We start from the raw sequence: 15782 nt of genomic DNA, 5'->3' as shown, positions 1-15782 counted from the left end.
AGCACCGGTGGCAACACAGACGTTAACGAAACCATTAGCCAGATCACGGTTAATGCAGGTGAAAACAGCACTGATAACAACTTCGGTGAAGTCCTCCCGCCACCAGAACCCGCATCGATCTCGGGATTTGTTTATTGCGACGATAACGATGATGGCGTTAAAGATGCCGGCGAAGTGGGTCTGAACAATGTGACGATTCAGTTACTGAACGCCGCGGGCGTTGTGATCAGCACGACCACCACCGCCGCAGATGGTTCCTATTCGTTCACAGGCCTGGATGCAGGCACTTACAGTGTCGTGGAACCCACCCAGCCTGCTGGTAAAAATGATGGCAAGGAGACAGCCGGCAGCACCGGTGGCAACACAGACGTTAACGAAACCATTAGCCAGATCACGGTTAATGCAGGTGAAAACAGCACTGATAACAACTTCGGTGAAGTCCTCCCGCCACCCGACATCGACATTGAAAAATTCGTTCGTATTGAAAAACCAGCAATCCTGTTTGCGGGCGCGGTATGTGAGGTCTTTGGCAAACCACAGCAAATGACTTTTGACTACAATATTGGAAACGCCGTCGACACCGATCAGGATTCGTCGAAGGCGGCTATTTTGACACAAGCGGGTATTGAAGATGACGGCAAGTCTTATGTGGTAGTGACCGATAAATCCAACCCGACTGACTCGAAAGCCAAAGTATTCTTCAAAGGTTATGTTGATGTTGGCAGTGAATTCACGGCATCCGTTAACGCTGATGCGGATAAATTCGGATCGTCTACCTACGTACACTTTTTCGATGACAATCCGTTTGATGCTGTGGCAGGTGGTGATGCGTTGCTGCAATCACTGACCTATCATACCTCCTGTTCTCAGCCGATTCACCTCGGCGACATGGTCGGTAATGTAACACTGGTCGATTATGTGGGCGAGGACGGTGCAGCACCGGATTCGGTGCCGGGCGTGATTGGACCTGACGAAGATGCAGACGTCCCCAGCGGACCGGCAGGCGAAACGAGTGTTGATACTGCAGTCTTTACCTACTACGTGACAAATCCAGGTACCGTGCCGCTTTCGAACGTGGTGGTAACCGATGACCGGATCGCTGCAATCGAATTTATCGGAGGCGACGATAACAACGATGGATTGCTCGACTCGGGTGAAACCTGGAGCTACACAGCATCCGAACTGGTCATGAACGGTCTGCAGACCAACATTGGCACGGTGACCGGGGTTTATAACAACATGCAAGTCACAGACAACGATCCGGCGAATTACATTGGTATGGCCGCACCTCCAGCCATTGATATTGAGAAATATGTCGCAGTCGCGGGATATGCGCCGGCGATCGGGCATATCTGCGATACGCTGGGCAAGCCGCTGTCGATGACATTTGACTACGAGATCGGTAATACAGTCGACACTGATCAGGACTCGTCGAAGGCGGCTATTCTGACACAGGCGGGTATTGAAGATGACGGCAAGTCTTATGTGGTAGTGACCGATAAATCTAACCCGACTGACTCGAAAGCCAAAGTATTCTTCAAAGGTTATGTTGATGTTGGCAGTGAATTCACGGCATCTGTTAACGCCGATGCGGATAAATTTGGTTCGGCTACCTATGTGCACTTTTTTGACGACAATCCGTTTGATGCTGTGGCAGGTGGTGATGCATTGCTGCAATCACTGACCTATCATACCTCCTGCTCGCAACCGATCAATCTCGGAGATACCGTGGGGAACGTCTCGCTTGTCGGCTACGCTGGTGAAGATGGTACGATTGATCCATCTGTCTGGTTTGGAGAGGATGCGGACACACCCTCGGGTCCGGAGGCGGCGTTCGGTACAGCTGTGGACTTCACCTATGTCGTGACTAATCCGGGCAGTACGCCGCTGGCAAATGTGTCTGTGAGTGACGACCGTTTGAGCAATGTTACCTATGTTGAGGGTGATACCAATGCCGACAACAAGCTAGATCCCGGTGAAGCGTGGATCTATACGGCGTCGGAAACTGCGCTTGTCGGCCAGGTGACCAACACTGGCATTGTGACGGCCACACCAGTCGATGCATTGGGGAACCCACTGGGGCTGCCCGAAGTTACCGATCAGGATGATGCCAACTATATCGTGGTTGGCGGTCCACAGATCGATATTGAGAAGTATGTCGCAGTCGCGGGATATGCGCCGGTGATCGGGCATATCTGCGATACCCTGGGCAAGCCGCTGTCGATGACATTTGACTACGAGATCGGTAATACTGTCGACACTGATCAGGACTCGTCGAAGGCGGCTATTCTGACACAGGCGGGTATTGAAGATGACGGCAAGTCTTATGTGGTAGTGACCGATAAATCCAACCCTGGTGATTTGGGCGGTAAAGTTTTCTTCCGGGGTTATGTTAATGTTGGCAGTGAATTCACGGCATCCGTTAACGCCGATGCGGATAAATTCGGTTCGGCTACCTATGTGCACTTTTTCGACGACAATCCGTTTGATGCTGTGGCAGGTGGTGATGCATTGCTGCAATCACTGACCTATCATACCTCCTGCTCGCAACCGATCAATCTCGGGGATACCGTGGGGAACGTCTCACTTGTCGGCTACGCTGGTGAAGATGGTACGATTGATCCATCTGTCTGGTTTGGAGAGGATGCAGATACCGGTCCGGGTCCGCAATCACTCATAGGTGATAACGTTGATTTCACCTACGTAGTGACGAATCCGGGCAGCACGCCATTGGCCAATGTGTCACTCACTGATAATCGTCTGAACATTGCCCCTGGTTTCGAAGGCGATGCCAACCAAAACGGTTTGCTTGATCCAGGCGAGGAATGGATCTATACCGCATCAGAATTGGCTCAAGCAGGCCAGGTGACCAATATTGCAACGGTCTCCGCAATCGCAGTCGATGCTCAGGGCCAGGATCTGGGCTTGCCATCTGTATCAGACCAGGATGCAGCGAATTACAACGGCGTTGACATGTTGTTTCCGGACTACGACGCTTGCGACACACTTGGTAAGCCAAAAGCTTTGAAATTTGACTACGAGCCAAGCGTGCTTGTGAATACTGCACAGTCGTCTGACAAAGCTAAAATCCTGTTTGACAGTGGCCTTACAGATGACGATGGCGTTTCTTTTATACTGGTCACTAACAAGAGTAACCCCACTGATCTGGGGGGCAAGGAGTTTTTCATGGGTACCGTACAAGTGGGTGACGAATTCATAGCTAGTACAACGATTGCTGGCGATAAATTCGGGTCCAATACATACGTGCATGTATTCGATGACAATCCGTTCGACACTAATGGTAGCAACCAGTTATTGCAATCAGCTCAGTACCATACCTCCTGCTCGCAACCCATACATTTGGGTGATCAGCTTGGAGATGTGACGCTGGTAGGTTTCCAGGGTGAATCAGGCGCTTGGGGTATCTGATCATAATGCCAGGCCGGCACGGCTATCCGTCATGCCGGCCTGGTGCACACAAACAATGAATCGTGAATGCAGATCTTAATACCGAGAAGCCATTGCTTATAGTTACCGATATCTGCAGGGAAGTATGTGCTCTTTATGTAGCAAAACTAAAGAAATTGGAGATGTGAAGTCTTGCATCGCAGAAAATAATCGGTTTTAGCTTTAAAATTCAATATTGTAGGGTTTCTCTCAGCATTGGCTCAGAAATCATCATACCCGCTACAATCCAAATAATTGCTTTATCTGTTCACTCAGCTGATTGATTTTCCATGTCTGATACTGCGCAAGGGCATTGACCTGAGCCGAATTGAAGTTGGTCTGGAGCGCGGTATCGTAGTTTGGGAAGTTATAAAAATCAGATATGGGGTCATATCGGCCATAATGGATATTGTCAGCCAGCATCCAACTGGTTATCTCTTTTGCTCACGCGTCTGCATAATTGCTGTAAGTCCACAACATATCGACAGTACCCTGATTGCAAATTCCGGCCTACGGATTGTCGCTTACTTTGAGTGAGCAAGTAAATACCGCAGCTGGTGTGTTTTGTCCGTTGCTGGCTGACAAGCGATCCGACTTCTGGTTAGAAAACGCTGTTAAGCGTTAGATTGAGAAAAAATAATATGCGTAATGAAATACCGTTATATAGGAATATTGTAATCATTGGCGCTTCCGGCGCACTGGGAGGCGCATTCCTTACGCAGCTCGCAAAACGCCAGGGAACAGAGCACATATATGCATTTTCACGCGTCAAAAAAATACATGACATACCTGTTGTCACTGCTCATGTGATCGATTATGAAAATGAAGCATCCATTAAACGCGCAGCAACCACGGCTTCAAAAAATGCGCCGCTTGATTTAATACTCGTTACTACTGGCATACTGCATGAAGGTGCGTTAATGCCTGAAAAATCATTGCGTGATTTGTCCTCGGAAAAGTTTCAGCGCCTCTTCATGGTTAATGCTGTTGTACCTGCATTGGTAGCGAAGCATTTCTTGCCTAAGCTGCATAAAGGTAAACGTGCAGTCTTTGCTGCTCTTTCCGCACGCATTGGGAGTATATCGGACAATCAACTGGGAGGATGGTATTCATATCGTGCGTCCAAAGCGGCATTGAATATGGTGATCAAGAATGCGGCTATTGAAATGAGCAGGCGCTACAGGGAAGCCATTATTGTTGGTTTGCATCCGGGAACCGTAGACAGCAATCTATCTAAGCCCTTCCAGAGGAATGTCGTGGAAGACAAGCTCTTTACACCAGAATTTTCTGTAATAAAGCTTCTATCGGTTATAGATCAACTGTCACCTGCCGATAGTGGAAAGTGCTTTGCATGGGATGGACAAGAAGTGGAGCCATAGGCACTTGCATAACCCAGAAATCAAAATCTGCTTGCAGCAATGTGGTTGCTCTGCAGCTTGTATATGTCTGCCCCGAAAACATTTTCCAACGATCCGTTAAGCGACCTGCTAGTTGATTGCACTAACGAAAAATCGCTGGGTGTATTCCTTTTTTTAACGCGCTGATCGCTTTTTCGCGGTTGCTGACGAGTTGCCCGTTCGGGCAAAAGATGTTTTTTGTGAGTTCGCGTTGCGCATAGAATTGTCTGACGAAGCCCAATGGCTGCCATTCGGAAATCCTGGGTTCTGACCAGGTTTTGTCATCCCGGCCGATTGCATAGAGCTTTCTTTCACTGGTTGCGCAGCGAATACCTTCAAAGCTGATATTCATCGCACCTGACGAGGACTGGGTAATCAGCGTAAAGCGAATGACACCGTCTTTGCCGATATTGATGGAGGTGGCATCGATGGCGTGCTGATAATCGCTGATGGGCCCCACATCAAAGGTTATCAGATTGTCAGCTTCCGGATAGGGCGGGAGTTGAGCTAATTGTTCAGTCCATTTTTTTTCACTGTCGAATTCGTCCTTGAATTCCTGTTTGGCTGCGCATGCTGTGAGCAGTGACAAACCGATTGCCAGTAAGATCTGGATGCGCATCCGTTTTGTCATTCTGGTGTATCCAGATCATTAATCAGCGACAGCCGGGTTTGTTCGTTGACCGGGTTGATTGTTGCCTCATAAGCGGGATGATCGACCCCCATGGACAGGGTGTCCGGCTGTTGTAACGCCTGAATCATTTCCCGGGTCAGTTCAAAACGCAGAAAATGCACAGCGGATGTTTTTTCACTGTTTTCACGTTCGAGGTCTTCGTCTGCGATTGCATAGACGGGCGAAGAATCATTGATTTGCACCCAGATCCGGTCTTCAATACCCACCATTTTTGCAAGCTGGGCGGCACGCTCGGCAGGGTCGGGATATTCAATCATCATGGTGGCTTTCCAGTTGGAGCCATCCGGAACCAGCGGCAAGTAAGTTTCCAGTTCATGCGCGATTTCCGCTTCCTCGAAAATGCGCTCTACATGCAGCATTTCCTGAACCTGATAACGAATGGTGACTTCGTCTTCAAAATAAAGTGTGATGTGCTCGCCGAGTGGAATCTTGCGCGGTTTTTTATGCGCCATGACTTCCGTTCTCTTTTGCTTGCGGACTTTTGCATAAGCTTCCAGTGTCATTAAACTGTCACGTGTGATTTTGGCCATTATATTTTATTCAGTATCTTCGTTGTCGGATTTGCTTTGCAGGTCGGTTTCCTGATTGCAGTCGGATTGACCTTCATACGCCATGCGCAGCAGGGTGAGCGGGTGCAGTTTTTGTGCGGTATTTTCAGTGCCCATGCCTTGTTCGATATGGCGTGCGGCTATGGCACAATCGGAACTGATATAATCGGGTTTACTGGCTGCCATTTGCCGGAATACCGGGCGGCCTATTTTCATCGAATCTGCAAAAAACTCGCTTTTAACACCCCAGGTGCCGTCGTGTCCTGAGCAGCGTTCAACGACGTTGATTTCGGTATCGGGAATCAATTGCAACACATCGCGTGTTTTTTTGCCGATGTTCTGTACGCGTTGATGGCAGGGGATGTGATAGGCTACCTTGCCCAATGCGGTTTTAAAGTCTGTTTTCAGCAGCTGATCCTGGTTTCTCAGTAACAGATATTCAAACGGATCGAACATCGCTGCGGCGATGGTCTTTACGGCTTCATCATCAGGAAACAGCAGTGGCAGTTCCTGCTTGTACATGAGTGTGCACGACGGTACTGCAGAAAGTATGGCAAAACCATCTTGCGCGAGTTTCAGCAGCGGTGGAATATTTTCATTCTTGAGTTTTTCAACCGTTTCCAGGTCGCCGAGTTCAAGTTTCGGCATGCCACAGCAGGCTTCTTTTTCGACCAGTGTTGTGGGTATTTCATTATGTGCAAGTATTTTCAACAAATCATGGCCAATGCCGGGTTCGTTGTAATTGACATAACAGGTGGCATAGATGGCTACTTTACCTGGCGTCCGTTCGCCATTTTTGATTGTGAATGTGTTGTTAGTTTGTGCATTGGGGCGGAATTTTTTAGTGGCGTATTCAGGCAGTTTTCGATCTGCATGAATGCCTAACTGATTGTCCAGCAGTTTGCGTACTGCAGGTGTTTTGTTCAATGTGTTGACGCTTTGAACCACCACCGGGATTGTTGCAATTTTGCCCATGGCATCAGTGCTGGATAGCAATTTGTCCCGAAAACTTACACCTTTTGTTTTAAATTTAACTGCTTTGGCGCGCAGCATGAGATGTGGAAAATCAATGTTCCACTCATGCGGTGGTACATAGGGGCATTTGGTCATGAAGCACATGTCGCACAGAAAGCAGCGATCGACCACTTCCCAGAATTTGTTTTTATCGACACCATCGAGTTCACCTGTTGCGCCGTCATCGATCAAATCAAATAGACGGGGAAATGCGGTGCACAGATTGACGCAACGTCTGCATCCATGGCAGATGTCAAAAACGCGCTCCATTTCATCCTGCAGACTGGCTTCATTGTAAAAGTCGATTTGTTTCCAGTCGATCGGGTTGCGTTTGGGTGCTTCCAGACTGCCTTCACGAGTAGCCATAGAAATGTCAAGTGTGAAAAGGATTAGAAAAAGTCATTGTGAATACACTGCGGTCAGATGGTGTTTTTCATTGAATACCGAAAAACACCATCTGTTTTTTTTATGCCGGTCGGATTCAGTCCGTCAGCAGTTTCTGTCTGTGCGATCGATTAATCGGTAAAGCTGTCCAGTGCACGCTGAAAACGATTGGCATGTGAGCGCTCAGCTTTAGCCAGTGTTTCAAACCAGTCGGCGATTTCGTCGAAGCCTTCATCGCGTGCGGTTTTGGCCATACCTGGATACATATCGGTGTATTCGTGGGTTTCACCGGCAATTGCAGTTTTCAGGTTGTCACGGGACGAGCCGAAAGTCAGGCCGGTGGCCGGGTCGCCGCATGATTCCAGATATTCCAGATGCCCGTGGGCATGTCCTGTTTCGCCCTCCGCGGTGGAACGGAACACAGCTGCGACATCATTCTGACCTTCGACGTCTGCTTTTGCCGCAAAGTACAGATAGCGGCGATTGGCTTGCGATTCACCTGCAAATGCTGCTTTCAGATTACCTTCAGTTTTGGATCCTTTAAGTTCCATTACGCTTTCTCCTTTGTTTCGTGACGCGTTTAGTTAAATTAAATATGTGAATATATTTAAGTGAATATTATTATTATGAAAAATTATGCACCATTCTGGCGAAATGGCCAGCATAAATTATAGATTATTCGCTAACTTTTTGTTTGCCTGATCAACTTAGACTGTCGCATGACGGGACAGTTTTAATACAAAACTGACTCGTGCAGCGAGACTATCGAAGCCCTTTGTGCTTGTCAAGCTGTCAGTCTAACCTGTTAATGATGGTTCTTTATGTGAGCAGGATTAGCCGGGCTTGCCGTCGACACGGGGCCGCCAGTAAATCGGTATATAGCGTACAGCCCATAAAAAGAAACAGGATAACCAGATCAGTCCGGCAAGCAGATAGAGTGTCGCTGTATACTGAGCGAATACGGGAATTATTTCAGGCAGTATTCTTACGATGGCTGTCGCCTGAAATCCGATAAACAATTGCCAGGTAAACCGATCCATTTCCAGAGGCCGGCCGGAATGACCGATGGTGACGCGCGAAGCCATGCCGAGCACCATGCTGGCAAAGTACCCTATAGCCAGCGCATGCAGTGGCGCCACACCCAGTATTGACATATTGCTATCGGTTAACATTAAGATCAGGCTTTGTGATCCATACAGCAACATGGAGAGGCCGAGCCAGGCAAATGAAATATGCAGGACGGCCAGCAGACTGACCTGGAAGCTGCGAAGAAATCCCCATTTGATTGACAGATACAGTGCGCACAGGGCCAGTGGAAGGTCAACTGTCCACATATATTGCGTCATTTCCAGTAACTGCAGAAAACCATGTGCTGCGCTGCAGGCGAGCATGACCCAGAGGATCCAGTAAGGTCTGACAAGGACATAATTGTCCAGCACCCGGCTGGAGAAAAAAGGAATCATGCGGTGTGAGACGGTCAGTAAAATAGGCATCAGGAAAAACCAGATACCCGCATGGCGTGAAAATTCCAGCAAAAAATGTATATCAGTCAGCAACCAGAGAAAATAAGCGGCAATACCCAGGCACCCCATGAAAAGTGCTGTACTGGTGACAATCGCATGACGCCTGTCCTGACCGCTGGCTCCGATCAGAATGCGCTGCAATACGCCAAAAGCATTGCCAAAGCCGGCGAGCATGGCGAGGACGCCCAGAATAGCTATCCATTTGCTATGCACTAATCCGGTATAAAACAAAGCGACACCTGCAGCCATTAACAGACAGGTTGTCATGTAGGCGCGCGCGGTGATTTTTTTTCCATTCATCCAGTTTGGATAAGTGGTAAACAGAAAACCGAAAATAAAAAAAGGGAAAAAAGCATAGATCATCAAAAAAGCATGCGCCCAAGTTGGCGCAATGCTCCAGATCGACAGCGTGCCAAAAACCGCATAGCGCCCGGTCAGATCATAAATCCACCAGACGAGTGTAAGCACGCCTTGCAGTGCGCCAGCTAAAAATAAACTGCGATGGGGTGCTGCGGTAAGATGGCGCCATATATTTAAATTATTGTGCATTACGAGTTCCTTGTGCAAGCATTTGATATAATCTGATTATTTTTATATTGAATGATCGGTATTATTATTTATCTTCGCCGGGTTAATTTGTTATGATGCGAGTCCTTTCCTTTATACACCGAAAAAACCTGCATGCTCAACATTGATTTACATTGCCACTCTACTATTTCTGATGGCATTTTAACGCCTGCGCAGCTGGTGCTGCGCGCTTCTCAACGAGGCGTTAAAATACTGGCGTTAACTGACCATGACGATGTGGCTGGATTGGATGAAGCCTGTATGACAGCTGTCGAGAAAAATATCACATTTATCAATGGTGTGGAAATTTCTGTCAGTTGGCGTGGGCGCACAATTCATGTGCTCGGATTGAACATTGATCCGAATTATCAGCCACTTTTCGACGGCCTTGCCGCGATTCGCGACGGGCGTACACAACGCGCCCGGAATATTGCATCTGAACTGGAAAAAATAGGTATTAAGGGCAGTTTTGAAGGCGCTTTTGCGCACGTAGGAGAGCGTGGTTTAATTGGTCGTACGCATTTTGCCCGTTTTTTGATTGAAAACGGACATGCCAAGGATATGAAATCGGTTTTCAAGAAGTATCTGGTTAAAGGAAAACCGGGTTATGCGCACCATGAGTGGGCTGCGCTCAGTGAAGCGGTGGAGTGGATCACCGGCAGTGGAGGAAACGCTGTTATCGCACATCCGGCAAGATATAATTTAGGGAAAAATGTTTTAAATGATTTGCTGGATGATTTTTGTGCGCTGGGTGGTACGGCATTAGAAGTGATCAGTGCCAGCCATACGCAACAACAGGTTGAGATTTTTGCCGGCCATGCGAGAACGCGGGGCCTGATGGTTTCATGCGGTTCGGATTTTCATGGGCCGGGTGAAAGCTTCTATGATTTGGGTAAATTGCCCGAACTGCCGGCAGGGTGCGTGCCAGTATGGCGTGACTGGAAAGTGCCTGGGCATATCGCAGTCTCATAATATTGCAATTTGATATCAAATCTGGCTATATGGCTCAATTTTTCACGATACATACAGATAATCCTCATTTACGTTTAATAAAGCAGGCTGTCAATATTGTGCATAATGGCGGTGTTATTGTATATCCGACCGACTCTTGCTATGCATTGGGTTGTCAGATTGGCGATAAAAGTGCGATGTCACGTATCAGAAGGATACGTCAGGTGGATGATAAGCATCACTTTACACTGGTATGCAGAAATCTTGCTGAAATATCGCTCTATGCCAGAGTCGACAATACGCAATATCGATTACTCAAGGCGAATACACCGGGCAGTTATACGTTCATATTACAGGCCAGTCGCGAGGTGCCGCGCCGTTTGCAGCATCCAAAGCGCTATACAATTGGTTTGCGTATTCCTGATCATCCCGTGGCGTTGGCGTTACTGGAGGAACTGAATGAGCCCCTGCTGAGTTCGACGTTGATATTGCCAGATGATGAATTTCCTTTAAATGATGTTGAAGCTATCAGAGAGCGTCTGGAGCATCAGGTCGATCTGGTGATGGATGCTGGTTCCTGCGGTTTGGAAATGACCTCGGTGATCGACCTGACGGATGAAGTGCCCATGCTTGTCCGGGCAGGAAAAGGTGATCTGGAACCTTTCGGAATCGAACATGGATATTGACAGCATTGTTCAGGGAATCGCAATTTATGCTTTGCCGGTTATTCTTGCCATAACCATGCACGAAGCAGCGCATGGTTATATAGCCAGGCATTTTGGTGATTTTACCGCGTTTAATCAGGGGCGTATCAGTCTGAATCCGGCAAAACATATTGATCCGGTAGGAACAATTCTGGTGCCGGCTACGTTGTTTGTTATCAGTAAGATGACGATGGGCGCAGGCTTTCTTTTTGGCTGGGCCAAACCGGTGCCTGTCAATTTTGCCAATCTACGCCATCCCAAGCAAGATATGCTTTGGGTCGCAGCTGCAGGACCGGCAGCCAATCTGTTCATGGCATTAATCTGGGCGTTGGTGATCAAGCTTGCCATATTCATGCCTATCGGTGATTTTACCAAGCCCATGATATTGATGGGTATTGCAGGTATAGAAATCAATGTAATTCTGATGGTGTTAAATCTACTGCCGTTGCCGCCACTGGATGGGGGGCGTATGGCTGTGAGTCTGTTGCCACACCGGATTGCATACCATTTTGCCAGAATTGAACCTTATGGCTTTATGATATTACTGGTGCTCTTAATCAGCGGTGTTCTGGGCTTCATTGTTTGGCCACTGATCACGTTTATCAAATTAATGATAGTTTCTTTTTTTGGTTTATATGTCTAATCTGGCTCTACTTGTTTCAATTTTAAGCTGCTGAAACAAACAGACTAACTTGTAACGTTTGATATTAGGACACAAAAATGTTTGCTGACCGTGTTTTATCGGGGATGCGCCCAACAGGCAATCTGCATTTGGGGCATTATCATGGTGTGTTAAAAAACTGGGTTGAATTGCAGCAACAATATGAATGCCTTTTTTTTGTTGCTGATTGGCATGCGTTGACGACCCATTATGATTCGCCAGAAATTATCGAGAAAAATGTCTGGGATATGGTGATCGACTGGCTTGCTGCGGGTGTTGATCCGTCAAAAGCTGTTTTGTTTATTCAATCCAAGGTGCCTGCGCACGCCGAACTATATCTGTTGCTGTCGATGATGACGCCATTGGGTTGGCTTGAACGTGTGCCTACCTATAAAGATCAGCAGGAAAAATTGACGGAAAAAGATCTCAGTACATATGGGTTTCTGGGCTATCCGTTGCTACAAAGCGCTGATATCCTGATTTATCGCGCAAACCGTGTTCCGGTTGGTGAAGACCAGGCACCACATATTGAATTTACACGAGAGATTTGCCGCCGTTTTAATCATCTATACGGTAAGGATCCTGGTTTTGAAGAAAGAGCACAAGCTGCTATCAAGAAGCTTGGATCTAAAAAATCAAAATTATACAGTGAGTTACGCAATCGTTATCAGGAGCAGGGTGATGAAAGTGCGCTGGCAGAAGCCAAATCATTGCTCGAAGAGCAGCAAAACCTCAATTTGGGTGACAAGGAACGGTTATTCGGTTATCTGGAAGGTGGTGGGAAAATGATACTTTGCGAACCCGAGACCCTGCTTACAAAAGCATCACGTATGCCGGGACTGGACGGCCAGAAAATGTCCAAGTCTTATAATAATACCATCGGTATGCGCGAAGATTCAGACAGCGTACATAAAAAAATCCGTACCATGCCGACCGACCCGGCGCGCGTTCGGCGGACAGACCCCGGTAATCCCGCGGTCTGTCCGGTGTGGCAATTTCACCTGGTTTATTCGGATGACGATACTTGTAAATGGGTTCAGGAAGGATGTACCACTGCAGCAATCGGTTGTCTTGATTGTAAATCACGCGTAATTGATAAAGTGCTCGCTGAGCAGGAGCCGATGCATGATCGTGCCCGAATGTATGAAGAAGATCCTGTGCTGGTGCGTAATATCATTGCTGATGGTTGTGAAAAAGCAAATCAACTGGCCGAGGAAACCATGCGGGATATTCGTGCCGCTATTGGGCTGGATTATTCCTGATATGCAAATGGGCGTGTTGAATATTTAAGAAACTATGACTTCATCAGTAGATTCTGCTGCTATCCCGCCCGTTAATCAGTCTATAGAAAAGCCTGTGGCCAAAATCTGTGGCGAACCTTTAATGGAGATTCCGCAGGATTTATATATCCCGCCTGATGCGCTGGAAGTATTTCTGGATTCTTTTCAGGGACCATTGGATTTGCTGCTTTATCTGATTCGCAAGCATAACCTCGATATTTTGGATATTCCAATGGTGCAGTTGACGCAGCAGTATATGGCTTATGTTGATATGATGGAGGTGGAGCAATTTGAACTAGCCGCCGAGTATCTGCTCATGACGGCTTTGTTGATTGAGATCAAATCACGTATGCTGCTGCCCGTACCTGTCACTGAAAACGAGGAAGAAAAAGATCCGAGAGCCGAGCTGGTACAACGACTGCTCAAGTATGAACAGATAAAACTGGCGGCATTGCGATTGAACGAATTGCCGCAGGCGGGCCGTGATTTTTCAACTGTACAGGTATGGATGGAACAGAGTACGTATGATCGTTTGCCAAATGTTTCCGCTGATATGCTTCGTCAAACCTGGCTGGGGTTGCTGGCCAGAGCCAAAATCAATCGGCATCATCAAATTAATCGGGAGGCACTCTCGGTACGCGTTTACATGAGCCAGGTTTTGAGAAATTTACATCAATGCGGACAAATTGTTTTTCATGAATTGTTCAGTCCGGCTGCAACCGTGACCGAAGTCATAGTCACATTTCTCGCGATTCTGGAGCTTGCGAAGGAGATGCTGGTGGAAATTTCACAGCCGGAAGTGCTGGGTGTCATTTATGTCCGGTCAGTCGATGCTGTCTGATCAACAGGCGTCTACTGAAGGATATTCACTAGACGCAGCGTTCGATCCGGGGAATCCGGAAAAAATAAAACGGATTCTGGAAGCTGCTTTGCTCACCACGCAGGAACCGCTTCCTGTTTCAGAGCTGAGAAAATTATTTGACAATGCAGTCAGTGTAAAAAACCTGTCCAGGTTGCTTGAAGATTTGCAAGCGCACTGGACAAATAGAGGTGTTGAACTTGTTCAGGTGGCAAGCGGCTGGCGCTTCCAGGCCAGAACCGAAATGCAGGTTTTTCTAAATCGACTGGATCCGCCCAAAGTACCGCGTTATTCGCGCGCGGTACTGGAAACGCTGGCGATTATTGTCTATCATCAGCCAGTTACACGCGGTGATATTGAAGAAATACGCGGCATCAGTGTGTCGTCTTCCATTCTTAAAACACTGACAGCGCGTGGCTGGATTGATCAGGTTGGACATCGTAACGTAGCGGGAAAGCCGGCATTGTTTGCGACCACACAGCATTTTCTGAATGATCTGGGCCTGCGTTCTCTGGACGAGCTCCCACCCTTAGAAGAATTGGGATCATTGATAGAAATAGATGAACATAGCCTGGCAATCGAAGATGACGAATCTGAAACCAAATCCACGGCATCCGATACAGAACCGGATGCTTAAGTTGTGATCCAGGATTCTGCGACTTGTTAACGTTTTTCTGCAGCACGATGATTTTCTATAAGCGCTTGACTGAGATGTGGCATGATAATCTGCAGTAATTGCGAGAATACTTTGGGGTTGCCGGCAATTATCTGCCCGCTTTCCAGATAGGTATCATTTCCTTCCAGGTCACCCACCAATCCACCGGCTTCTTGAATCATCAGACAGCCGGCAGCCATATCCCAAGGGGCCAGCCCGATTTCCCAAAAGCCATCATAGCGACCAGCTGCAACATAGGAGAGGTCAAGTGCGGCTGAGCCGGGGCGGCGAATACCGGCAACGCGTGGGATAACATCTTTAAACATTTTTAAATAGGCTTCCACGTGAGTCAGATCCCTGAACGGAATGCCTGTGCCGATGAGACAATCTTCCAAACGAAAACGTTTACTGACACGTATGCGTTGATTGTTCAGATAAGCCCCGCCGCCTCTGCTGGCGGTAAAAAGTTCGTTGTTATTAGGATTGTAAACGACAGCCTTATTTAACAATCCTTTATGTTTTAATGCAATTGAGACTGAATACTGGGGAAAACCGTGCAGAAAGTTAGTCGTTCCATCCAGAGGATCGATAATCCATTGGTATTCCGCTTTTTCAATGTCTCCACGAATGCCACTTTCTTCCGCCAAAATGGCATGGTCCGGGTACGTATCTCGCAATATTCTAATAATAGCTTCTTCTGCGGCGCCATCGACCTCGCTGACAAAGTCACTATGGGATTTTCTGGAGACATTGAGTAAATCCAGATTCCGTGAAGCCTGATTAATAATGTCGCCAGCGCGGCGAGCGGCCTTAACCGCAATGTTTAGCATTGGGTGCATGTTGTTCTCAAAATTTTAAAGAATAAAGAAAGGCGTAATTTTAATATGAATCCGGAATGTTCGTGCGTTAATGTATTAAATTGCGCGGGGTGGGAAATGATCAGCAATGTATTGTCATCATGTGTTGGCTTTTGAATGGGCAGGTCGATGGTGAAAAACCATTGAATTCTCAATTCTCAGTTGTTTTGTCCGTAATAAAAGAAACATTCTCACTCCCCGGATCTGGTAATCCAGATCTTTCAGGTATTTGAAAAATGATGAT

General features: G+C 47.4%; 15 protein-coding genes. 8 read left to right on the top strand and 7 right to left on the bottom strand.

Annotated elements, in window-relative coordinates:
- Positions 1-3429, top strand: a 3429-nt coding sequence (locus tag C8R11_RS12170) for a DUF7467 domain-containing protein (RefSeq protein ID WP_280523903.1), incomplete at its 5' end; no start/stop codon positions are given.
- A 258-nt stretch (positions 3430-3687) separates the two neighbouring features.
- Here the strand turns inward: C8R11_RS12170 and C8R11_RS15920 are convergent.
- The gene (locus tag C8R11_RS15920) at positions 3688-3870 is read right to left on the bottom strand and encodes a hypothetical protein (protein ID WP_146159110.1); all 183 of its coding nucleotides are present in this window, start codon (positions 3868-3870) and stop codon (positions 3688-3690) included.
- A gap of 218 nt (positions 3871-4088) precedes the next feature.
- Between C8R11_RS15920 and C8R11_RS12160 the strand changes: the two genes are divergently transcribed.
- Positions 4089-4826, top strand: coding sequence for an SDR family NAD(P)-dependent oxidoreductase (locus C8R11_RS12160; protein ID WP_107795934.1), 738 nt, complete (start codon positions 4089-4091; stop codon positions 4824-4826).
- 121 nt (positions 4827-4947) lie between these two features.
- Here C8R11_RS12160 and C8R11_RS12155 read toward each other — a convergent pair whose 3' ends face one another.
- The 5 genes from C8R11_RS12155 to C8R11_RS12135 all read right to left on the bottom strand — a co-directional run bounded on the left by C8R11_RS12155 (position 4948) and on the right by C8R11_RS12135 (position 9553).
- The gene (locus tag C8R11_RS12155; RefSeq protein WP_244907661.1) at positions 4948-5475 is read right to left on the bottom strand and encodes a CNP1-like family protein; all 528 of its coding nucleotides are present in this window, start codon (positions 5473-5475) and stop codon (positions 4948-4950) included.
- Complete coding sequence (locus C8R11_RS12150; protein WP_181258245.1) at positions 5472-6065, bottom strand: DUF3501 family protein; 594 nt, start codon at positions 6063-6065, stop codon at positions 5472-5474. Before C8R11_RS12150 ends, C8R11_RS12155 begins: the two co-directional genes overlap by 4 nt.
- A gap of 6 nt (positions 6066-6071) precedes the next feature.
- Entirely contained in the window at positions 6072-7463 is a 1392-nt protein-coding gene (locus tag C8R11_RS12145; protein WP_107795932.1) for a heterodisulfide reductase-related iron-sulfur binding cluster, read from the bottom strand.
- 149 nt (positions 7464-7612) lie between these two features.
- On the bottom strand, positions 7613-8032 hold the full coding sequence (locus C8R11_RS12140; protein WP_090700906.1) for a rubrerythrin family protein: 420 nt from the start codon (positions 8030-8032) through the stop codon (positions 7613-7615).
- A 282-nt stretch (positions 8033-8314) separates the two neighbouring features.
- Positions 8315-9553, bottom strand: coding sequence for an NnrS family protein (locus tag C8R11_RS12135; RefSeq protein ID WP_107795931.1), 1239 nt, complete (start codon positions 9551-9553; stop codon positions 8315-8317).
- A gap of 132 nt (positions 9554-9685) precedes the next feature.
- Between C8R11_RS12135 and C8R11_RS12130 the strand changes: the two genes are divergently transcribed.
- The 6 genes from C8R11_RS12130 to scpB all read left to right on the top strand — a co-directional run bounded on the left by C8R11_RS12130 (position 9686) and on the right by scpB (position 14663).
- Positions 9686-10543: a 3',5'-nucleoside bisphosphate phosphatase gene (locus C8R11_RS12130; RefSeq protein ID WP_107795930.1), complete on the top strand. Its 858-nt coding sequence runs from the start codon at positions 9686-9688 to the stop codon at positions 10541-10543.
- Positions 10544-10572: 29 nt separating this feature from the next.
- Entirely contained in the window at positions 10573-11208 is a 636-nt protein-coding gene (locus C8R11_RS12125) for an L-threonylcarbamoyladenylate synthase (protein ID WP_090701014.1), read from the top strand.
- Entirely contained in the window at positions 11204-11869 is a 666-nt protein-coding gene (locus C8R11_RS12120) for a site-2 protease family protein (RefSeq protein WP_090701017.1), read from the top strand. The genes C8R11_RS12125 and C8R11_RS12120 overlap by 5 nt, the downstream gene beginning before the upstream one ends.
- Positions 11870-11946: 77 nt before the next feature.
- Complete coding sequence (locus C8R11_RS12115; protein ID WP_090700913.1) at positions 11947-13149, top strand: tryptophan--tRNA ligase; 1203 nt, start codon at positions 11947-11949, stop codon at positions 13147-13149.
- 34 nt (positions 13150-13183) lie between these two features.
- Positions 13184-14008 (top strand): segregation and condensation protein A, encoded by an 825-nt coding sequence (locus C8R11_RS12110; RefSeq protein ID WP_107795929.1) that lies wholly within the window; start codon positions 13184-13186, stop codon positions 14006-14008.
- On the top strand, positions 13983-14663 hold the full coding sequence (gene scpB / locus C8R11_RS12105; RefSeq protein ID WP_244907660.1) for an SMC-Scp complex subunit ScpB: 681 nt from the start codon (positions 13983-13985) through the stop codon (positions 14661-14663). Before C8R11_RS12110 ends, scpB begins: the two co-directional genes overlap by 26 nt.
- A 26-nt stretch (positions 14664-14689) precedes the next feature.
- Here the strand turns inward: scpB and C8R11_RS12100 are convergent, their stop codons facing one another.
- Positions 14690-15520, bottom strand: a complete 831-nt coding sequence (locus tag C8R11_RS12100; RefSeq protein ID WP_090700920.1) for an inositol monophosphatase family protein — start codon at positions 15518-15520, stop codon at positions 14690-14692.
- Positions 15521-15782 lie beyond the last annotated feature (262 nt).

Source organism: Nitrosomonas aestuarii, from assembly GCF_003046585.1.
GTDB classification, from domain to species: Bacteria; Pseudomonadota; Gammaproteobacteria; order Burkholderiales; family Nitrosomonadaceae; genus Nitrosomonas; species Nitrosomonas aestuarii.
This window is presented reverse-complemented; position numbering and strand designations above follow the sequence as displayed.